General features: G+C 45.5%; 16 protein-coding genes. 15 read left to right on the forward strand and 1 reads right to left on the reverse strand.

Annotation, left to right across the window (positions count from 1 at the left end; genetic code table 11):
* The first annotated feature begins 3 nt into the window (after window positions 1-3).
* The 9 genes from fmt (at window position 4) to spoVM (ending at window position 8,531) form a co-directional block, all read left to right on the forward strand.
* Window positions 4-957 carry a methionyl-tRNA formyltransferase gene (gene fmt, locus ABZM97_RS08660; protein ID WP_087992097.1) on the forward strand — a complete coding sequence of 318 codons (954 nt, stop codon included), beginning with the start codon at window positions 4-6 and terminating at the stop codon, window positions 955-957.
* On the forward strand, window positions 944-2,287 hold the full coding sequence (rsmB, locus tag ABZM97_RS08665) for a 16S rRNA (cytosine(967)-C(5))-methyltransferase RsmB (RefSeq protein WP_087992096.1): 1,344 nt from the start codon (window positions 944-946) through the stop codon (window positions 2,285-2,287). The genes fmt and rsmB overlap by 14 nt, the downstream gene beginning before the upstream one ends.
* Window positions 2,288-2,289: 2 nt before the next feature.
* Window positions 2,290-3,381 carry a 23S rRNA (adenine(2503)-C(2))-methyltransferase RlmN gene (rlmN, locus tag ABZM97_RS08670; RefSeq protein WP_367387389.1) on the forward strand — a complete coding sequence of 364 codons (1,092 nt, stop codon included), beginning with the start codon at window positions 2,290-2,292 and terminating at the stop codon, window positions 3,379-3,381.
* Window positions 3,382-3,387: 6 nt separating this feature from the next.
* Complete coding sequence (gene prpC / locus ABZM97_RS08675) at window positions 3,388-4,152, forward strand: protein-serine/threonine phosphatase PrpC (RefSeq protein WP_087992094.1); 765 nt, start codon at window positions 3,388-3,390, stop codon at window positions 4,150-4,152.
* Window positions 4,146-6,092: a serine/threonine protein kinase PrkC gene (prkC, locus tag ABZM97_RS08680; RefSeq protein ID WP_087992093.1), complete on the forward strand. Its 1,947-nt coding sequence runs from the start codon at window positions 4,146-4,148 to the stop codon at window positions 6,090-6,092. Before prpC ends, prkC begins: the two co-directional genes overlap by 7 nt.
* 14 nt (window positions 6,093-6,106) lie before the next feature.
* Window positions 6,107-7,003 (forward strand): ribosome small subunit-dependent GTPase A, encoded by an 897-nt coding sequence (gene rsgA / locus ABZM97_RS08685; RefSeq protein WP_367387390.1) that lies wholly within the window; start codon window positions 6,107-6,109, stop codon window positions 7,001-7,003.
* 4 nt (window positions 7,004-7,007) lie between these two features.
* Window positions 7,008-7,661 (forward strand): ribulose-phosphate 3-epimerase, encoded by a 654-nt coding sequence (gene rpe / locus ABZM97_RS08690; RefSeq protein ID WP_202327689.1) that lies wholly within the window; start codon window positions 7,008-7,010, stop codon window positions 7,659-7,661.
* 68 nt (window positions 7,662-7,729) lie between these two features.
* Entirely contained in the window at window positions 7,730-8,380 is a 651-nt protein-coding gene (locus ABZM97_RS08695; RefSeq protein ID WP_367387391.1) for a thiamine diphosphokinase, read from the forward strand.
* A 70-nt stretch (window positions 8,381-8,450) separates the two neighbouring features.
* A complete protein-coding gene (spoVM, locus tag ABZM97_RS08700; RefSeq protein WP_003221545.1) occupies window positions 8,451-8,531 on the forward strand; it encodes a stage V sporulation protein SpoVM in 81 nt (26 codons plus the stop codon).
* 72 nt (window positions 8,532-8,603) lie between these two features.
* Here the strand turns inward: spoVM and rpmB are convergent, their stop codons facing one another.
* Window positions 8,604-8,792, reverse strand: a complete 189-nt coding sequence (rpmB, locus tag ABZM97_RS08705) for a 50S ribosomal protein L28 (protein ID WP_003221548.1) — start codon at window positions 8,790-8,792, stop codon at window positions 8,604-8,606.
* A 279-nt stretch (window positions 8,793-9,071) separates the two neighbouring features.
* Between rpmB and ABZM97_RS08710 the strand changes: the two genes are divergently transcribed.
* The 6 genes from ABZM97_RS08710 (at window position 9,072) to fapR (ending at window position 15,539) form a co-directional block, all read left to right on the forward strand.
* On the forward strand, window positions 9,072-9,434 hold the full coding sequence (locus ABZM97_RS08710) for an Asp23/Gls24 family envelope stress response protein (protein ID WP_087992089.1): 363 nt from the start codon (window positions 9,072-9,074) through the stop codon (window positions 9,432-9,434).
* 15 nt (window positions 9,435-9,449) lie between these two features.
* Complete coding sequence (locus tag ABZM97_RS08715; protein WP_087992088.1) at window positions 9,450-11,111, forward strand: DAK2 domain-containing protein; 1,662 nt, start codon at window positions 9,450-9,452, stop codon at window positions 11,109-11,111.
* A 138-nt stretch (window positions 11,112-11,249) separates the two neighbouring features.
* Complete coding sequence (gene sdaAB, locus ABZM97_RS08720; protein WP_087992087.1) at window positions 11,250-11,912, forward strand: L-serine ammonia-lyase, iron-sulfur-dependent subunit beta; 663 nt, start codon at window positions 11,250-11,252, stop codon at window positions 11,910-11,912.
* A 23-nt stretch (window positions 11,913-11,935) separates the two neighbouring features.
* Window positions 11,936-12,838, forward strand: a complete 903-nt coding sequence (sdaAA, locus tag ABZM97_RS08725; protein WP_202327688.1) for an L-serine ammonia-lyase, iron-sulfur-dependent, subunit alpha — start codon at window positions 11,936-11,938, stop codon at window positions 12,836-12,838.
* Window positions 12,816-14,864 carry an ATP-dependent DNA helicase RecG gene (recG, locus tag ABZM97_RS08730; RefSeq protein ID WP_087992085.1) on the forward strand — a complete coding sequence of 683 codons (2,049 nt, stop codon included), beginning with the start codon at window positions 12,816-12,818 and terminating at the stop codon, window positions 14,862-14,864. Before sdaAA ends, recG begins: the two co-directional genes overlap by 23 nt.
* A 108-nt stretch (window positions 14,865-14,972) precedes the next feature.
* On the forward strand, window positions 14,973-15,539 hold the full coding sequence (fapR, locus tag ABZM97_RS08735) for a transcription factor FapR (RefSeq protein ID WP_087992084.1): 567 nt from the start codon (window positions 14,973-14,975) through the stop codon (window positions 15,537-15,539).
* Window positions 15,540-15,544: the final 5 nt, after the last annotated feature.

A 15,544-nucleotide genomic window follows, 5' to 3' on the forward strand; every position in this document is an offset into this window, starting at 1 on the left:
TTGATGACAAGAATCGTATTTATGGGAACGCCTGATTTTTCAGTTCCTGTTTTAAGAAACATGATAGAGGACGGATATGAAGTAGTGGGGGTCGTCACACAGCCGGACCGTCCGAAGGGCAGAAAAAAAGTGCTGACACCTCCTCCGGTCAAGGAAGAGGCATTGCGTCACGGCATCCCGGTTCTTCAGCCTGAAAAAGTCAGATTGACAGAAGAAATCGAGAAAGTGCTGGCATTTAAGCCTGACCTTATTGTAACCGCAGCATTCGGACAAATTTTGCCGAAGGAGCTTCTCGACAGCCCAAAATACGGCTGCATTAACGTTCACGCGTCTCTTTTGCCGGAACTGCGCGGCGGAGCTCCGATCCATTACTCCATTCTGCAGGGAAAGAAAAAAACAGGTGTTACCATTATGTATATGGTAGAAAAATTAGATGCGGGCGATATGATTTCAAAAGTGGAAGTGGACATTGAAGAAACCGACAATGTCGGAACGCTGCATGATAAATTAAGCGCGGCTGGCGCGAAGCTATTGTCTGAAACCGTTCCAAACGTCATTGCCGGCAGCATATCACCTGAAAAGCAGGATGAAGAGAAAGCGACATACGCGCCTAACATCAAAAGAGAGCAAGAGCTGATCAATTGGTCTAGAACAGGTGAAGAGCTTTACAACCAAGTCCGCGGCTTAAATCCTTGGCCTGTGGCCTATACGACCCTTAATGGACAAAACTTGAAAGTGTGGACGTCGAAAAAAACACCCGCACCAACAAAAGCCGAGCCCGGCACAGTCGTTGCGATTGAAAAGGAAGGGATTATAGTAGCCACAGGTAACGGCACGGCCTTGTTATTAACCGAACTTCAGCCGGCCGGCAAAAAACGCATGAAAGGCGAGGACTTTGTGCGCGGCGCTCATGTTGAAGCAGGCGATATGTTAGGAGTAAACAATGAAAAAAAATAGTGTTCGTGATATCGCCCTTGAGGCGCTGATCAAACTAGAACAAAACCAGGCTTACAGTAATCTGCTCCTGAAGTCGGTCATTAAATCAAATGAACTGAGCGATCAGGACAGAGGTCTTTTGACTGAACTTGTCTACGGTACATTGCAAAACAAGATCGCGCTCGATTATATGCTCAAACCGTTTGTTAATAAGCCTCAAAAAGTAAAGCCGTGGGTGATTCAGCTTCTTCGTCTATCCTTATATCAAATGGAGTATTTGGAGAAGATACCAGACAGGGCTGCTATTCATGAAGCGGTCGAAATTGCTAAAATCCGAGGACACAAAGGCATTGCTTCATTCGTCAACGGCGTACTTCGTTCCATTCAGCGCGAAGGTGTTCCAGCCTTTGACACCATTGAAGACCCTGTCCGCCGGCTGGCGACAGAGACAAGCCATCCGGAATGGCTCGTGAAAGAATGGGCCGGTGCGTATGGATTTGAAGCAGCTGAAAAGATTTGCCGCATCCACCTCATTCCGCCGAAGCAGACATTGCGTGTCAACCAAATGAAAGCGGACAGAACGGATTTGCTTGATCAAATGGCAGCTGAGGGAATCGACGTTGAAAAAGGCGACCTCGCTGAAGACGCTGTGAAGCTCCTAAAGGGAACAATTGTTGGAACTCATTTCTTCCAAAACGGTGAAGTGTCCATCCAGGATGAGAGCTCCATGCTCGTCGCCCGCGCCCTTGATCCTAAGCCCGGTGAAACGGTGCTTGACGCATGTGCGGCGCCTGGCGGAAAGTCGGCTCATATCGGAGAATTGATGGAGAACAAGGGAAACGTTACGTCGCTTGATCTTCACAAACATAAAGTGAAGCTGATCAAAGAAGCGGCAGACCGGCTTGGCCTTACGATCATTCATGCGGAAACAATGGATGCGAGAAAAGCAGGAGAAACGTTTGAAAACGAACAGTTTGACCGGATATTGGTAGACGCCCCGTGCTCAGGTTTTGGTGTCATCCGAAGAAAGCCGGACATGAAATACACGAAAAAGCCTGATGACAGCGCACGGCTTGCTGAAATCCAACTGTCGATCTTGGCGGAAATCGCACCATTAGTAAAAAAAGGTGGCACTCTTGTCTACAGTACGTGTACAATGGACCGGACAGAAAATGAAGAAGTCATACATGCGTTTATACAAGAACATCCTGATTTTGAACCCGATTTGTCTCTTGAAAAGCGGCTGCCCGAAAAGGCGAGACCCTTTGTTCGGGAAGGAAGGGTGCAAATCCTTCCTCATTATTTCGGAACAGATGGTTTCTTTATTTGCAGCATGAGAAAGAAGGGATAACAATGGCAGAAATGAAAAAAACGAAAGATAGAAAAGAATTGCGGACAGAGCGTCCGTCTATTTATTCTTTAGAATTAGATGAAATCAAACAATGGCTGACAGACAACGGAGAGAAACCGTTCCGCGCGGCACAGATTTTTGAATGGCTATATGAAAAAAGGATATCTTCTTTTGAGGAAATGACAAACCTGTCAAAGGATCTGCGTGAGAAATTAAGCACTCATTTTGTGTTAACAACGCTGAAAACGGCCGTTAAACAAACCTCTTCAGACGGTACAATGAAGTTTTTATTCGAGCTTCATGACGGGTATACAATCGAAACCGTGTTAATGAGACACGAGTATGGTAATTCTGTATGTGTAACGACACAGGTCGGCTGCCGCATTGGCTGTACATTCTGTGCTTCGACGCTTGGAGGCTTGAAACGAAACCTTGAAGCGGGTGAAATTGTCGCTCAAGTCGTCAAAGTCCAAAAAGCTCTTGATGAGACGGATGAACGAGTGAGCTCTGTCGTGATCATGGGGATCGGTGAACCTTTTGATAACTTTGATGAAATGCTCGCTTTCTTGAAAATCATTAACCATGATAAGGGCCTCAATATCGGCGCGCGCCACATTACAGTTTCTACAAGCGGGATCATCCCGAAAATTTACGAATTCGCTGATCAGAAAATGCAGATTAACTTTGCGATTTCTCTGCATGCGCCGAATACAGAAATCAGAAGCCGTTTGATGCCGATTAACAGAGCGTATAAGCTGCCTGAATTAATGGAAGCTGTTAAATATTATATTAACAAAACAGGACGCCGTATCAGCTTTGAATACGGGCTGTTCGGGGGCGTAAACGACCAGGTCGAGCACGCTGAAGAACTTGCCGACTTGCTGGAAGGAATCAAATGCCACGTGAACTTGATTCCGGTAAACTACGTGCCTGAACGGGACTATGTGCGTACACCGCGTGACCAGATTTTCGATTTTGAAAAAACGCTGAAATCCCGCGGAGTTAATGTCACAATCAGAAGAGAGCAAGGCCATGACATTGACGCAGCCTGCGGTCAGCTTCGCGCGAAGGAGCGTCAAGACGAGACGAGGTGATGAGGGTTGTTAACAGCCTTAAAAACAGATACAGGAAAAATCCGCCAGCATAACGAAGATGATGCGGGGATATTCAAAGGGAAAGACGAATTTGTATTAGCGGTTGTCGCTGATGGCATGGGCGGCCATCTTGCTGGAGATGTTGCGAGCAAGATGGCTGTGAAAGCCATGGGGGAGAAATGGAATGAAGCGGAGGCGATTCCAGTTGCGCCCGCAGAATGTGAAAAATGGCTCATTGAACAGATTTTGGCGGTAAACAGCAAAATATACGATCATGCCCAAGCCCACGAAGAATGCCAAGGCATGGGGACGACGATTGTATGTGCGCTTTTTACGGGGAAAACGGTTTCTGTTGCTCATATAGGTGACAGCAGATGCTATTTGCTTCAGGAGGACCATTTTTTTCAAGTGACAGAAGATCATTCGCTTGTAAATGAGCTGGTACGCACTGGAGAGATTTCAAGAGAAGACGCTGAACATCATCCGCGAAAAAATGTGCTGACGAAGGCACTCGGAACAGACCTGTCAGTAAGTATTGACACACGTTCTTTTGATATCGAACCCGGGGACAAACTGCTTCTATGTTCTGACGGACTGACGAATAAAGTGGAAGGCACTGAATTAAAAGACATCCTGCAAAGCGATTCAGCTCCTCAGGAAAAAGTAAACCTGCTTGTGGACAAAGCCAATCAGAATGGCGGGGAAGACAACATTACAGCAGTTTTGCTTGAGCTTGCTTTACATGTTGAAGAGGGTGAAGATCAGTGCTAATCGGCAAGCGGATCAGCGGACGTTACCAAATTCTCCGCGTCATAGGCGGCGGGGGAATGGCCAACGTGTATTTAGCTGAGGATATGATTCTAGACCGTGAAGTCGCAATCAAAATCCTGCGGTTTGACTATGTGAATGACAATGAGTTTATCAGGCGTTTCCGGAGAGAAGCCCAATCCGCATCAAGCCTCGATCACCCGAATATCGTCAGCATTTACGATTTGGGTGAAGAAGATGATATTTATTATATTGTCATGGAGTACGTTGAGGGCATGACGCTTAAAGAATACATAACAGCAAACGGGCCGCTTCACCCTAAAGAAGCGCTGAACATCATGGAGCAAATTGTCTCAGCCATCGCTCATGCCCATCAAAATCAGATTGTTCACAGAGACATTAAGCCGCATAACATTTTGATTGACCACATGGGAAATATCAAAGTGACGGATTTCGGAATTGCGACGGCACTAAGTTCGACCACAATCACCCATACCAATTCTGTGCTGGGCTCAGTGCATTACTTATCACCTGAACAGGCGCGGGGCGGTTTGGCAACAAAAAAATCGGATATTTATGCGCTTGGAATCGTTCTTTTCGAGCTTTTAACCGGCCGTATCCCGTTTGATGGAGAATCGGCAGTCAGCATCGCCTTAAAGCATCTTCAGGCGGAAACTCCTTCGGCGAGAAGGTGGAATCCGTCAGTACCCCAAAGCGTAGAAAACATGATCCTAAAGGCAACTGCCAAAGATCCTTTTCATCGCTATGAAACGGCTGAAGACATGGAAGCTGATATCAAAACAGCTTTTGATGCCGACAGACTCAATGAAAAGAAATTTATGATTCAAGAAGATGAAGAAATGACAAAAGCGATTCCTATCATTAAAGATGAAGAGCTCGCTAAAGCTGCTGGCGAAAAAGAAGCCGAATTGACACCCAGCAACGAAAATAAAACAAAGAAAAACGGCAAAAGAAAAAAGTGGCCGTGGGTTTTGCTCACGGTTTGCATCGTATTCATCACGGCGGGAATTCTTGCTGTCACTGTTTTTCCGTCGCTTTTTATGCCTGAAGATGTCAAAATACCTGATGTCTCCGGAATGGAATACGAAAAGGCGGCAGACATCTTGGAAAAAGACGGTTTGCAGGTTGATTCTGAGGTTTTGGAAATCTCAGATGAGAAAATTGAAGAAGGCCTGATGGTAAAAACGGATCCTAAAGCGGATTCTACAGTCAAAGAAGGCGCAACGGTCACGCTTTATAAAAGCACCGGAAAAGCTAAAACGGAGATCGGTGATGTTACAGGCCAAACGGTCGATCAGGCAAAAAAAGCGTTGAAAGACCAAGGTTTTAAACATGTCACAGTGAATGAAGTGAATGATGAGAAAGACGCGGGCACTGTCATTGAACAGAATCCGTCAGCAGGGACTGAGCTTGTGCCGAGTGATGATCAAGTCAAACTCACAGTCAGTATCGGGCCTGAAGACATTACGCTTAGAGACTTGAAAACTTACAGTAAAGAAGCAGCGTCTGGATATCTGGAAGACAACGGACTGAAGCTGAAAGAAAAAGAAGCATACTCAGATGACGTTCCAGAAGGGCAGGTTGTCAAACAAAAACCAGCAGCAGGAACGGCAGTAAAGCCGGGAAACGAAGTGGAAGTGACATTCTCTCTCGGACCTGAGAAAAAACCTGCGAAAACAGTGAAAGAAAAGGTCGAGATCCCCTACGAGCCAGAAAATGAAGGGGACGAGCTTGAAGTACAAATCGCTATTGACGATGCGGATCACAGTATCTCTGACACTTACGAAGAATTTAAGATAAAAGAGCCGACTGAACGAACGATCGAACTGAAGATTGAATCCGGCCAGAAAGGGTACTATCAAGTGATGGTAAACAATAAAGTCGTCAGCTACAAAACCATTGAGTATCCGAAAGATGAATAACAAGGAGGGAAAATATGCCTGAGGGCAAAATTATTAAGGCGCTTAGCGGCTTTTACTATGTACTGGATGAATCAGAGGATTCAGATAAAGTGGTACAATGCAGAGGAAGAGGCATTTTCAGAAAGAACAAAATTACCCCTCTCGTCGGCGATTACGTTGTGTATCAGGCTGAAAATGACAAAGAGGGATATTTGTTAGAAATTAAAGAAAGAACCAATGAGCTGATCAGGCCGCCAATTTGCAACGTTGATCAAGCGGTCCTTGTTTTCTCAGCGGTTCAGCCTTCTTTCAGCACGGCATTGCTCGACCGCTTCCTGGTTCTCGTTGAGGCTAATGATATTCAGCTAATTATATGCGTTACAAAAATGGATCTGATTGAAGATCAAGATACAAAAGATACGATACAAGCCTATGCAGAAGACTATCGGAATATTGGTTATGACGTGTATCTCACCTCCTCTAAGGACCAAGACACTTTGGTGGATATCATCCCGCATTTTAAGGACAAAACAACGGTGTTTGCGGGTCAGTCCGGTGTTGGAAAATCCTCGCTCCTCAACGCAATCAGTCCGGAGCTCGGTTTAAGAACAAACGAGATTTCCGAACATTTGGGCCGCGGGAAACACACTACCCGCCACGTAGAGCTGATTCATACGTCCGGAGGCTTGGTTGCGGATACGCCGGGATTCAGCTCGCTTGAATTTACAGACATTGAGGAAGAAGAGCTGGGCTATACCTTCCCTGATATCAGAGAAAAAAGCTCTTCATGCAAATTTAGAGGCTGCTTACATCTAAAAGAACCGAAATGTGCAGTGAAACAAGCTGTTGAAGACGGGGAATTAAAGCAGTACCGCTACGACCATTATGTTGAATTTATGACGGAGATTAAAGACAGAAAGCCGAGGTATTAGCATAATGATAAAGGTTGCACCATCTATTCTTTCCGCTGATTTTGCCGCTTTAGGCAATGAGATTAAAGATGTAGAAAAGGGCGGAGCCGATTGTATTCACATTGATGTCATGGACGGGCATTTTGTCCCCAATATCACGATCGGTCCGCTGATTGTAGAAGCTGTACGGCCGGTAACAGATTTGCCGCTTGATGTTCATTTAATGATAGAGGAGCCGGATCGTTACATCCCTGCTTTCGCTAAAGCGGGCGCAGATATCCTGTCTGTACATGTTGAGGCATGTCCGCATCTGCACCGTACCATCCAGCTTATTAAAGAGCAAGGCACAAAGGCCGGTGTTGTTCTGAACCCGCATACACCTGTACAGGTCATCGAGCATGTTTTCGACGACCTCGATCTTGTTCTTTTAATGACGGTGAACCCGGGATTTGGCGGGCAGAAATTTATTCATTCCGTCCTTTCTAAAATAAAAGAAGTTAAGCGAATGGCGGATGAAAGAGGAAAAAAAGATCTGTTGATTGAAGTAGACGGCGGCGTCAACAAAGAAACCGCTCCGCTAGTTATTGAAGCGGGCGCAAATTTACTCGTTGCCGGTTCAGCTGTTTACGGCCAGCCTGACCGTAAAAAAGCGATTTCTGAAATCAGAGGAAGTAAATAAAAAGCAAAAAAAGAGCTGGGCATACAACGCCTAAGCTCTTTTTCCTGTATCAGAGAAAGGAATCAAAGATGAAGACAATCAATATCGTTGCGGGAGGCCCTAAAGATCTCATTCCCGATCTAACTGGCTATACGGCTACGGCTGAGGACGTACTTTGGATCGGTGTTGACAAAGGCACCGTCAATCTTTTGGATGCCGGTATCATTCCTGATGAAGCTTTTGGAGATTTTGACAGCATAACAGAGCAAGAACGCCGCCGAATTGAAAAAGCGGCTTCCGCACTCCATGTGTATCAATCAGAAAAAGATCAGACAGATTTGGACCTCGCCCTTGATTGGGCGCTGGAAAAGCAGCCTGATATGATTCAGATTTTCGGCATTACAGGCGGCAGAGCTGATCATTTTTTAGGAAATATTCAGCTTCTGTACAGAGGTGTAAAAACGAATATAAAAATTAGGCTGATAGACAAACAAAATCATATTCAAATGTTCCCTCCTGGTGAATATGATATGGAGAAGGATGAAAACAAGCGATATATCTCCTTCATACCGTTTTCCGAAGAAATACATGAGCTGACACTGAACGGTTTTAAATATCCGCTAAATAAATGTCATATTACGCTCGGTTCAACACTATGTATTAGTAACGAACTCATTCATTCACGAGGTACTTTTTCGTTTGCAAAAGGCATATTAATAATGATAAGAAGCACGGATTAGCATGTGCTTTCATTCATTTGCTAAGATCAATGAACAGGCGGTTACGGTACGTTATAGGAGGGGACAAAAAATGAAATTTTACACCATTAAATTGCCGAAGTTTTTAGGAGGAATTGTCCGGGCGATGCTGGGCTCATTCAGAAAAGATTAAAGCCCAGGGGTTCAAAGCCCTCTTTCACCACATAAAAACGCCTGCCACATATCGGGGCAGGCGTTCATTTTGTTATACACGCTCAACTTTACCTGATTTTAAAGCTCGAGCAGATACATATACTTTTTTAGGTTTTCCGTTCACAAGGATACGAACCTTTTGAAGATTCGCGCCCCAAGTGCGCTTAGAAGCGTTCATTGCGTGAGAACGGTTATTCCCAGCTGTTGTTTTTTTACCTGTGATAACGCATTTACGTGCCATTTGTTTCCCTCCTCACTTGCACAAAACATCTACTTTTTAACATTTCATATAATCTTAGATGCTTTCGATATGGATACTTTAAATAATTTACCACAGCTAAAAAACGTTTGCAACTATTGTTTCAACATCTTTCAAGAAAATTCACTTGACATCTTGCGGAAACAGCGGTGCTATAGTATATGTAGAGGGACAGGCAGCGACAGCCGGGTCTTTTCTTTTCATAATGGAAACCATATAGTAGAATAGCTGTAACTCTATGCATTCGAAGGAGGAACTAGTGTGTCCATTGAATTAAGAACGAAGTACGGGCAGATTGATATATCTAATGAAGTCATTGCGATGGTTGCAGGTGGCGCGGCGATTGACTGTTACGGCATTGTCGGTATGGCCTCTAAAAATCAGATTAAAGACGGACTGACTGAAATCCTTCGGAAAGAGAATTTCAGCAGAGGTGTCCAAGTTCGCCAAGAAGGAGAACAGATACATATTGATATGTATATCATTGTCAGCTATGGCACGAAAATTTCTGAAGTGGCACATAATATCCAAACAAAAGTAAAGTACACAGTAAATCAAACCATCGGACTGGCAGTGGACTCTGTTAATATTTATGTCCAAGGCGTCCGAGTGACGAACCCGTAGTTAGGAGGAGTAGGATTGTCTATTAGAACATTAGACGGCAGAACTTTTGCCGGGATGATTCTCGCGGGAGCGCAGAATCTGTCTCAAAACGCGAGTGCAGTTGATGCGCTGAACGTGTTTCCGGTGCCGGACGGCGATACGGGAACAAACATGAACCTGTCAATGACTTCCGGAGCAAGAGAAGTGGAGCAAATGGATACGGATGATATCGGTAAGGTAGGCTCTGCGTTATCTAAAGGACTGCTCATGGGAGCACGCGGAAATTCAGGAGTGATCCTGTCCCAATTGTTCCGTGGATTCAGTAAAAGCATTGAATCAAAAAAAGAAATAAATGCACAAGAGTTTGCCGCTGCGCTGCAAGCGGGTGTTGACATGGCTTATAAAGCTGTCATGAAACCTGTAGAGGGCACCATTTTAACAGTTGCAAAAGACGCTGCGAAAAAAGTGATGGCTCTGGCAGAAAAAGAAACCGATATCACAGCGCTGATGACTGCAGTGACTGAAGAAGCAGAAGCGTCTTTAAACCGGACCCCTGAATTGCTTCCTGTCCTGAAGGAAGTAGGAGTCGTCGACAGCGGCGGCAAAGGCCTGCTTTGTGTGTATGAAGGTTTCCTTGCTTCATTAAAAGGTGAGGCTGTGCCTCAAAAAGCTGTTCTTCCGTCACTTGACGACATGGTCAGCGCAGAGCATCATAAGAGCGCGCAAAGCGTGATGAATACCGAAGATATTGAATTTGGTTTTTGTACGGAAGTGATGGTTAGACTCGATCAGGCAAAACGAGAATTCGACGAAGGCACGTTCAGACAAGATCTCAGCCAGTTCGGTGATTCTCTGTTAGTCATTGCGGATGAATCGCTGGCGAAGGTTCATATTCATGCGGAAGAACCGGGAAACGTATTAAATTATGCCCAGCATTACGGTGAATTGATCAAAATTAAAATAGAAAATATGAGAGAGCAGCATACCTCCCTCATCAGCCAGGAAAGCAAACCTGCTGACAACGAAAAACCGCCGGCAAAACAGCCGTATGGCATTGTGACTGTGGCGATGGGAGAAGGTATTTCCGATTTATTCAAAAGCATCGGCGCTTCTGTTGTGATTGAAGGCGGGCAGACCATGAACCCGAGCACTGAGGATATTGTCGATGCCGTGAAATCTGTAAATGCGGAAACAGTGTTTATCTTACCGAATAACTCCAACATCATCATGGCGGCTAATCAAGCGGCTAGTGTAATGGGTGAACAGGTTTTTGTCATTCCTGCCAAAACGGTTCCGCAAGGGATGTCGGCCCTGCTGGCATTTAATCCGGATCAAGAAGCTGAAGCGAACGAAGCCAATATGCTCAGCGCCATTCAGCAAGTAAAAAGCGGGCAGGTGACGTACTCAGTCAGAGATACCCATATTGACGGCAAAGACATTAAAAAAGGCGACTTTATGGGAATTCTGAATGGCACGATTATCGGCACTGCTGAAGATCAGCTGTCAGCCGCGAAAATGCTGCTGTCAGAAATGATCGGAGAAGACGACGAAATTGTCACCATCCTATATGGTGAGGATGCGTCTCAGGAAGAAGCTGAGGAGCTTGAAGCGTTCCTAAGTGAAAAGTACGAGGAGATTGAAGTTGAGATCCACAACGGAAAACAGCCGCTGTATTCGTATATAGTTTCTGCAGAATAGAAGGGCGATTCGCCCTTCTATTCTTATGTCTGCTTTTAAGTGCGGCAGCGCTGTGACGCGCCCGCTTGCCATTTTATATATGATCAATTAGTCTAGAAGCAAAGCGCTTATAAGCTCTGGTTCATAAGGAGGAATAGCATGAAATACAGAAGCGTTTTTGATATTATCGGACCCGTTATGATTGGTCCGTCCAGCTCGCATACGGCGGGAGCGGCGAGAATCGGGAGAGTGGCCAGAAGTTTATTTGGCAGAGAGCCTGAGCGCATCATCGTATCCTTTTACGGCTCTTTTGCGGAAACGTATAAAGGCCACGGCACAGATGTCGCGATTATCGGCGGATTGCTGGATTTTGACACATTCGACGAACGAATTAAAACCGCTATACAAATTGCAGAAGATAAAGGAATTGATATAGAGTTTCGGGTTGAAGACGCTGTCCCCGTCCATCCGAATACAGCCAAAATCACCATATCTGATGAAAAGGGAGAGCTTGAGCTGACGGGTATTTCGATTGGCGGAGGAAAGATTGAAATCACAGAATTAAACGGTTTTGAACTACGGCTGTCAGGAAATCACCCGGCCATATTAGTTGTTCATAATGACAAGTTTGGCACGATTGCCGGTGTTGCCAATGTCCTGGCGAAATTTTCAATCAACGTAGGCCATATGGAAGTAGCCCGAAAGGATATCGGCCAGCTTGCGCTGATGACAATAGAGGTTGATCAAAATATCGATGAGCATGTTCTCGACGAACTGTCGAAGCTGCCGAATATTATTCAAGTGACAAAGATTGCTGACTAGCGAAAGGTCAGGAGGAGCCAGTTATGTTTCGTAATGTAAAGGAATTATTAGAGATTACAAAAGAAAAGCAAATATCCATCTCTGATGTGATGATCGCTCAAGAGATGGAAGTAACAGAAAAAACAAAAGAAGAGATTTTTCAGCAGATGGATCACAACCTGTCTGTTATGGAAGCAGCGGTTCAGAAAGGACTCGAGGGAGTTACGAGCCAAACAGGCTTAACAGGCGGGGATGCCGTTAAATTGCAGGCCTACATTCGGTCAGGCAAAAGCCTGTCTGGCCCGCTGATTTTAGATGCTGTATCGAAAGCTGTTGCAACAAATGAAGTAAATGCAGCCATGGGTACCATCTGTGCGACACCGACTGCTGGTTCTGCTGGTGTGGTGCCAGGCACATTATTTGCTGTAAAAGAAAAGCTGAACCCAACAAGAGAACAAATGATCCGCTTTTTGTTTACGTCCGGCGCTTTCGGATTTGTCGTGGCCAATAACGCAAGTATTTCCGGCGCCGCAGGAGGGTGTCAGGCAGAAGTTGGATCAGCCTCAGGCATGGCGGCTGCGGCTATTGTTGAAATGGCAGGAGGAACACCCGAACAAAGCGCGGAGGCCATGGCCATTACATTAAAAAATATGCTCGGGCTCGTGTGCGATCCTGTAGCGGGGCTTGTTGAAGTGCCGTGTGTGAAACGGAATGCGATGGGCGCGTCAAATGCGATGATTGCTGCTGATATGGCATTGGCGGGCATTACAAGCCGCATTCCATGTGATGAGGTTATTGATGCCATGTATAAAATTGGCCAAACGATGCCCACTGCGCTTAGAGAAACAGGTCAGGGCGGTTTAGCAGCAACACCGACTGGCAGAGAATTAGAGAAAAAAATTTTCGGAGGAGCGCTAGGTTCACGTGAAACAACATCAGCAAACTAGTATAGCTAACATTAAGGGCATTGGGCCGGAAACAGAAAAAACATTACATGAACTCGGTATTTATGACACTTCTGATCTTCTGAATTATTTCCCTTATCGCTATGATGACTACGAGCTGAGGGATTTAGAAGAAGTGAAGCATGACGAGAGAGTCACAGTCGAAGGGAAGGTTCATTCAGAGCCTTCTCTTACCTATTACGGAAAAAAACGAAACAGGCTGACATTCAGGCTTCTTGTCGGCCGCTATTTAATCACTGCCGTATGTTTTAACCGGCCTTATTTGAAGAAAAAGCTTTCGCTGGGCTCTGTCGTGACGATTTCCGGTAAATGGGACAAGCACCGCCAAACCATCTCTGTTCAGGAGTTGAAAAACGGGCCGCACCAAGAGGATAAAAGCATTGAACCAGTGTATTCTGTGAAAGAAAATGTTACCGTCAAAATGATGAGACGCTTTATTCAGCAGGCGCTGACCCAGTATGCAGACTCGCTTCCGGATCCTCTTCCGGAAAAGCTAAAAACACGCTATAAGCTGCCGGACTATCAGCAGGCGTTAAAAATGATGCATCAGCCTGAAACAAGAGAAGCGTTAACGCTTGCAAGACGCCGGTTTGTTTATGAGGAATTTTTGTTGTTTCAGTTGAAAATGCAGGCGTTCCGAAAGGCGGAAAGAGAGCAGACTCAAGGGATACGGCAGCGTTTTTCAAACGAAGAACTCATGAGATTTATCAATAGCCTTCCGTTTCCTCTCACTAACGCCCAGTCGCGCGTGCTTCGCGAAATAACAGCAGACATGTCTTCTCCATACAGAATGAACCGTCTTCTTCAAGGAGACGTCGGATCAGGAAAAACGGCAGTCGCGGCCATTGGGTTGTATGCTGCGATCCTGTCCGGATACCAGGGGGCGCTCATGGTGCCGACAGAAATTCTGGCCGAGCAGCATGCTGATTCGCTCGTTTCACTATTTGAAAAGTGGAATGTCAGCGTCGCCCTTTTGACAAGCTCTGTCAAAGGGAAGCGGCGAAGAGAACTGCTTGAGCGTCTTGCCGCGGGAGAGATTGATATTCTTGTAGGAACCCACGCTTTAATTCAGGATGAGGTGGAGTTTAAGGCGTTGAGTCTCGTCATTACAGATGAACAGCACCGATTTGGAGTTGAGCAACGTAAAAAACTTCGGAACAAAGGGCAGGATCCCGATGTTCTTTTTATGACAGCCACTCCAATCCCAAGAACGTTAGCCATCACAGTGTTCGGTGAAATGGATGTATCTGTCATTGATGAAATGCCGGCGGGACGAAAACAGATCGAAACCTATTGGGTAAAACATGACATGCTGGATCGTATTTTGGCATTCGTCGAAAAAGAATTAAAACAGGGCAGACAGGCTTATATCATCTGCCCGCTGATTGAAGAATCAGACAAACTTGATGTGCAAAACGCTATTGATGTGTACAATATGCTTTCTGACATTTTCCAAGGGAAATGGAATGTCGGCCTGATGCACGGAAAGCTGCATTCCGATGAAAAAGATCAGGTCATGAGAGAGTTTAGTGCGAATCACTGTCAAATCCTCGTATCAACCACTGTTGTTGAGGTTGGCGTGAATGTTCCAAATGCAACCATTATGGTGATTTATGACGCCGACCGTTTCGGACTGTCACAGCTTCACCAGCTGCGCGGCCGTGTCGGACGGGGAGAGCATCAATCGTTTTGCATTCTGATGGCCGATCCTAAATCAGAAACAGGGAAAGAGCGGATGAGAATTATGTCCGAGACCAATGACGGCTTCGAGTTGTCTGAAAAGGACCTGGAACTGAGAGGCCCGGGAGATTTCTTCGGTAAAAAACAAAGCGGAATGCCTGAATTCAAGGTGGCGGACATGGTTCATGATTACAGAGCGCTTGAAACGGCAAGGCAGGATGCTGCGAATCTTGTGGCTTCTGACGCGTTCTGGAACGAGCCGGAATACGGTGTGCTGAGAGAGCGATTACTGACGAGCGGAGCAATGGACGGGGAAAAATTAAGCTAGTTACCAGAAGTTTTCGGTGTTCAGCAAGAAACAATCGTTGCATTCCAATCTATGAAATTATATACTACTATTAGTACCTAGTCTTAATTGTCCGGATGGTGTTTAGACATGAGAAGAAATAAGAGAGAACGCCAGGAATTACTTCAGCAGACGATACAAGCAACCCCCTTTATTACAGATGAAGAATTAGCGGGTAAATTCGGGGTGAGCATCCAGACAATTCGTTTGGACCGCTTAGAGCTATCGATACCGGAGCTGAGAGAAAGAATTAAGAACGTTGCAGAGAAAACGCTTGAAGATGAAGTGAAATCCCTGTCACTGGACGAAGTTATCGGAGAAATTATTGACCTTGAGCTGGATGATCAGGCGATATCCATTTTAGAAATCAAACAGGAGCATGTGTTCAGCCGGAATCAAATTGCGAGAGGACACCATTTGTTTGCACAGGCGAATTCTTTGGCTGTGGCCGTTATTGATGACGAGCTGGCACTGACTGCAAGCGCAGACATCCGCTTTACAAGACAGGTAAAGCAGGGAGAACGTGTTGTAGCGAAAGCGAAAGTGACGGCGGTCGAAAAAGAAAAAGGAAGAACAGTTGTCGAAGTGAACAGCTATGTTGGCGAAGAAATTGTTTTTTCTGGACATTTTGACATGTACCGTTCAAAACAATTATAAAGGTG

The organism is Bacillus vallismortis (assembly GCF_040784915.1).
In the GTDB taxonomy this organism is placed as follows: domain Bacteria; phylum Bacillota; class Bacilli; order Bacillales; family Bacillaceae; genus Bacillus; species Bacillus subtilis_G.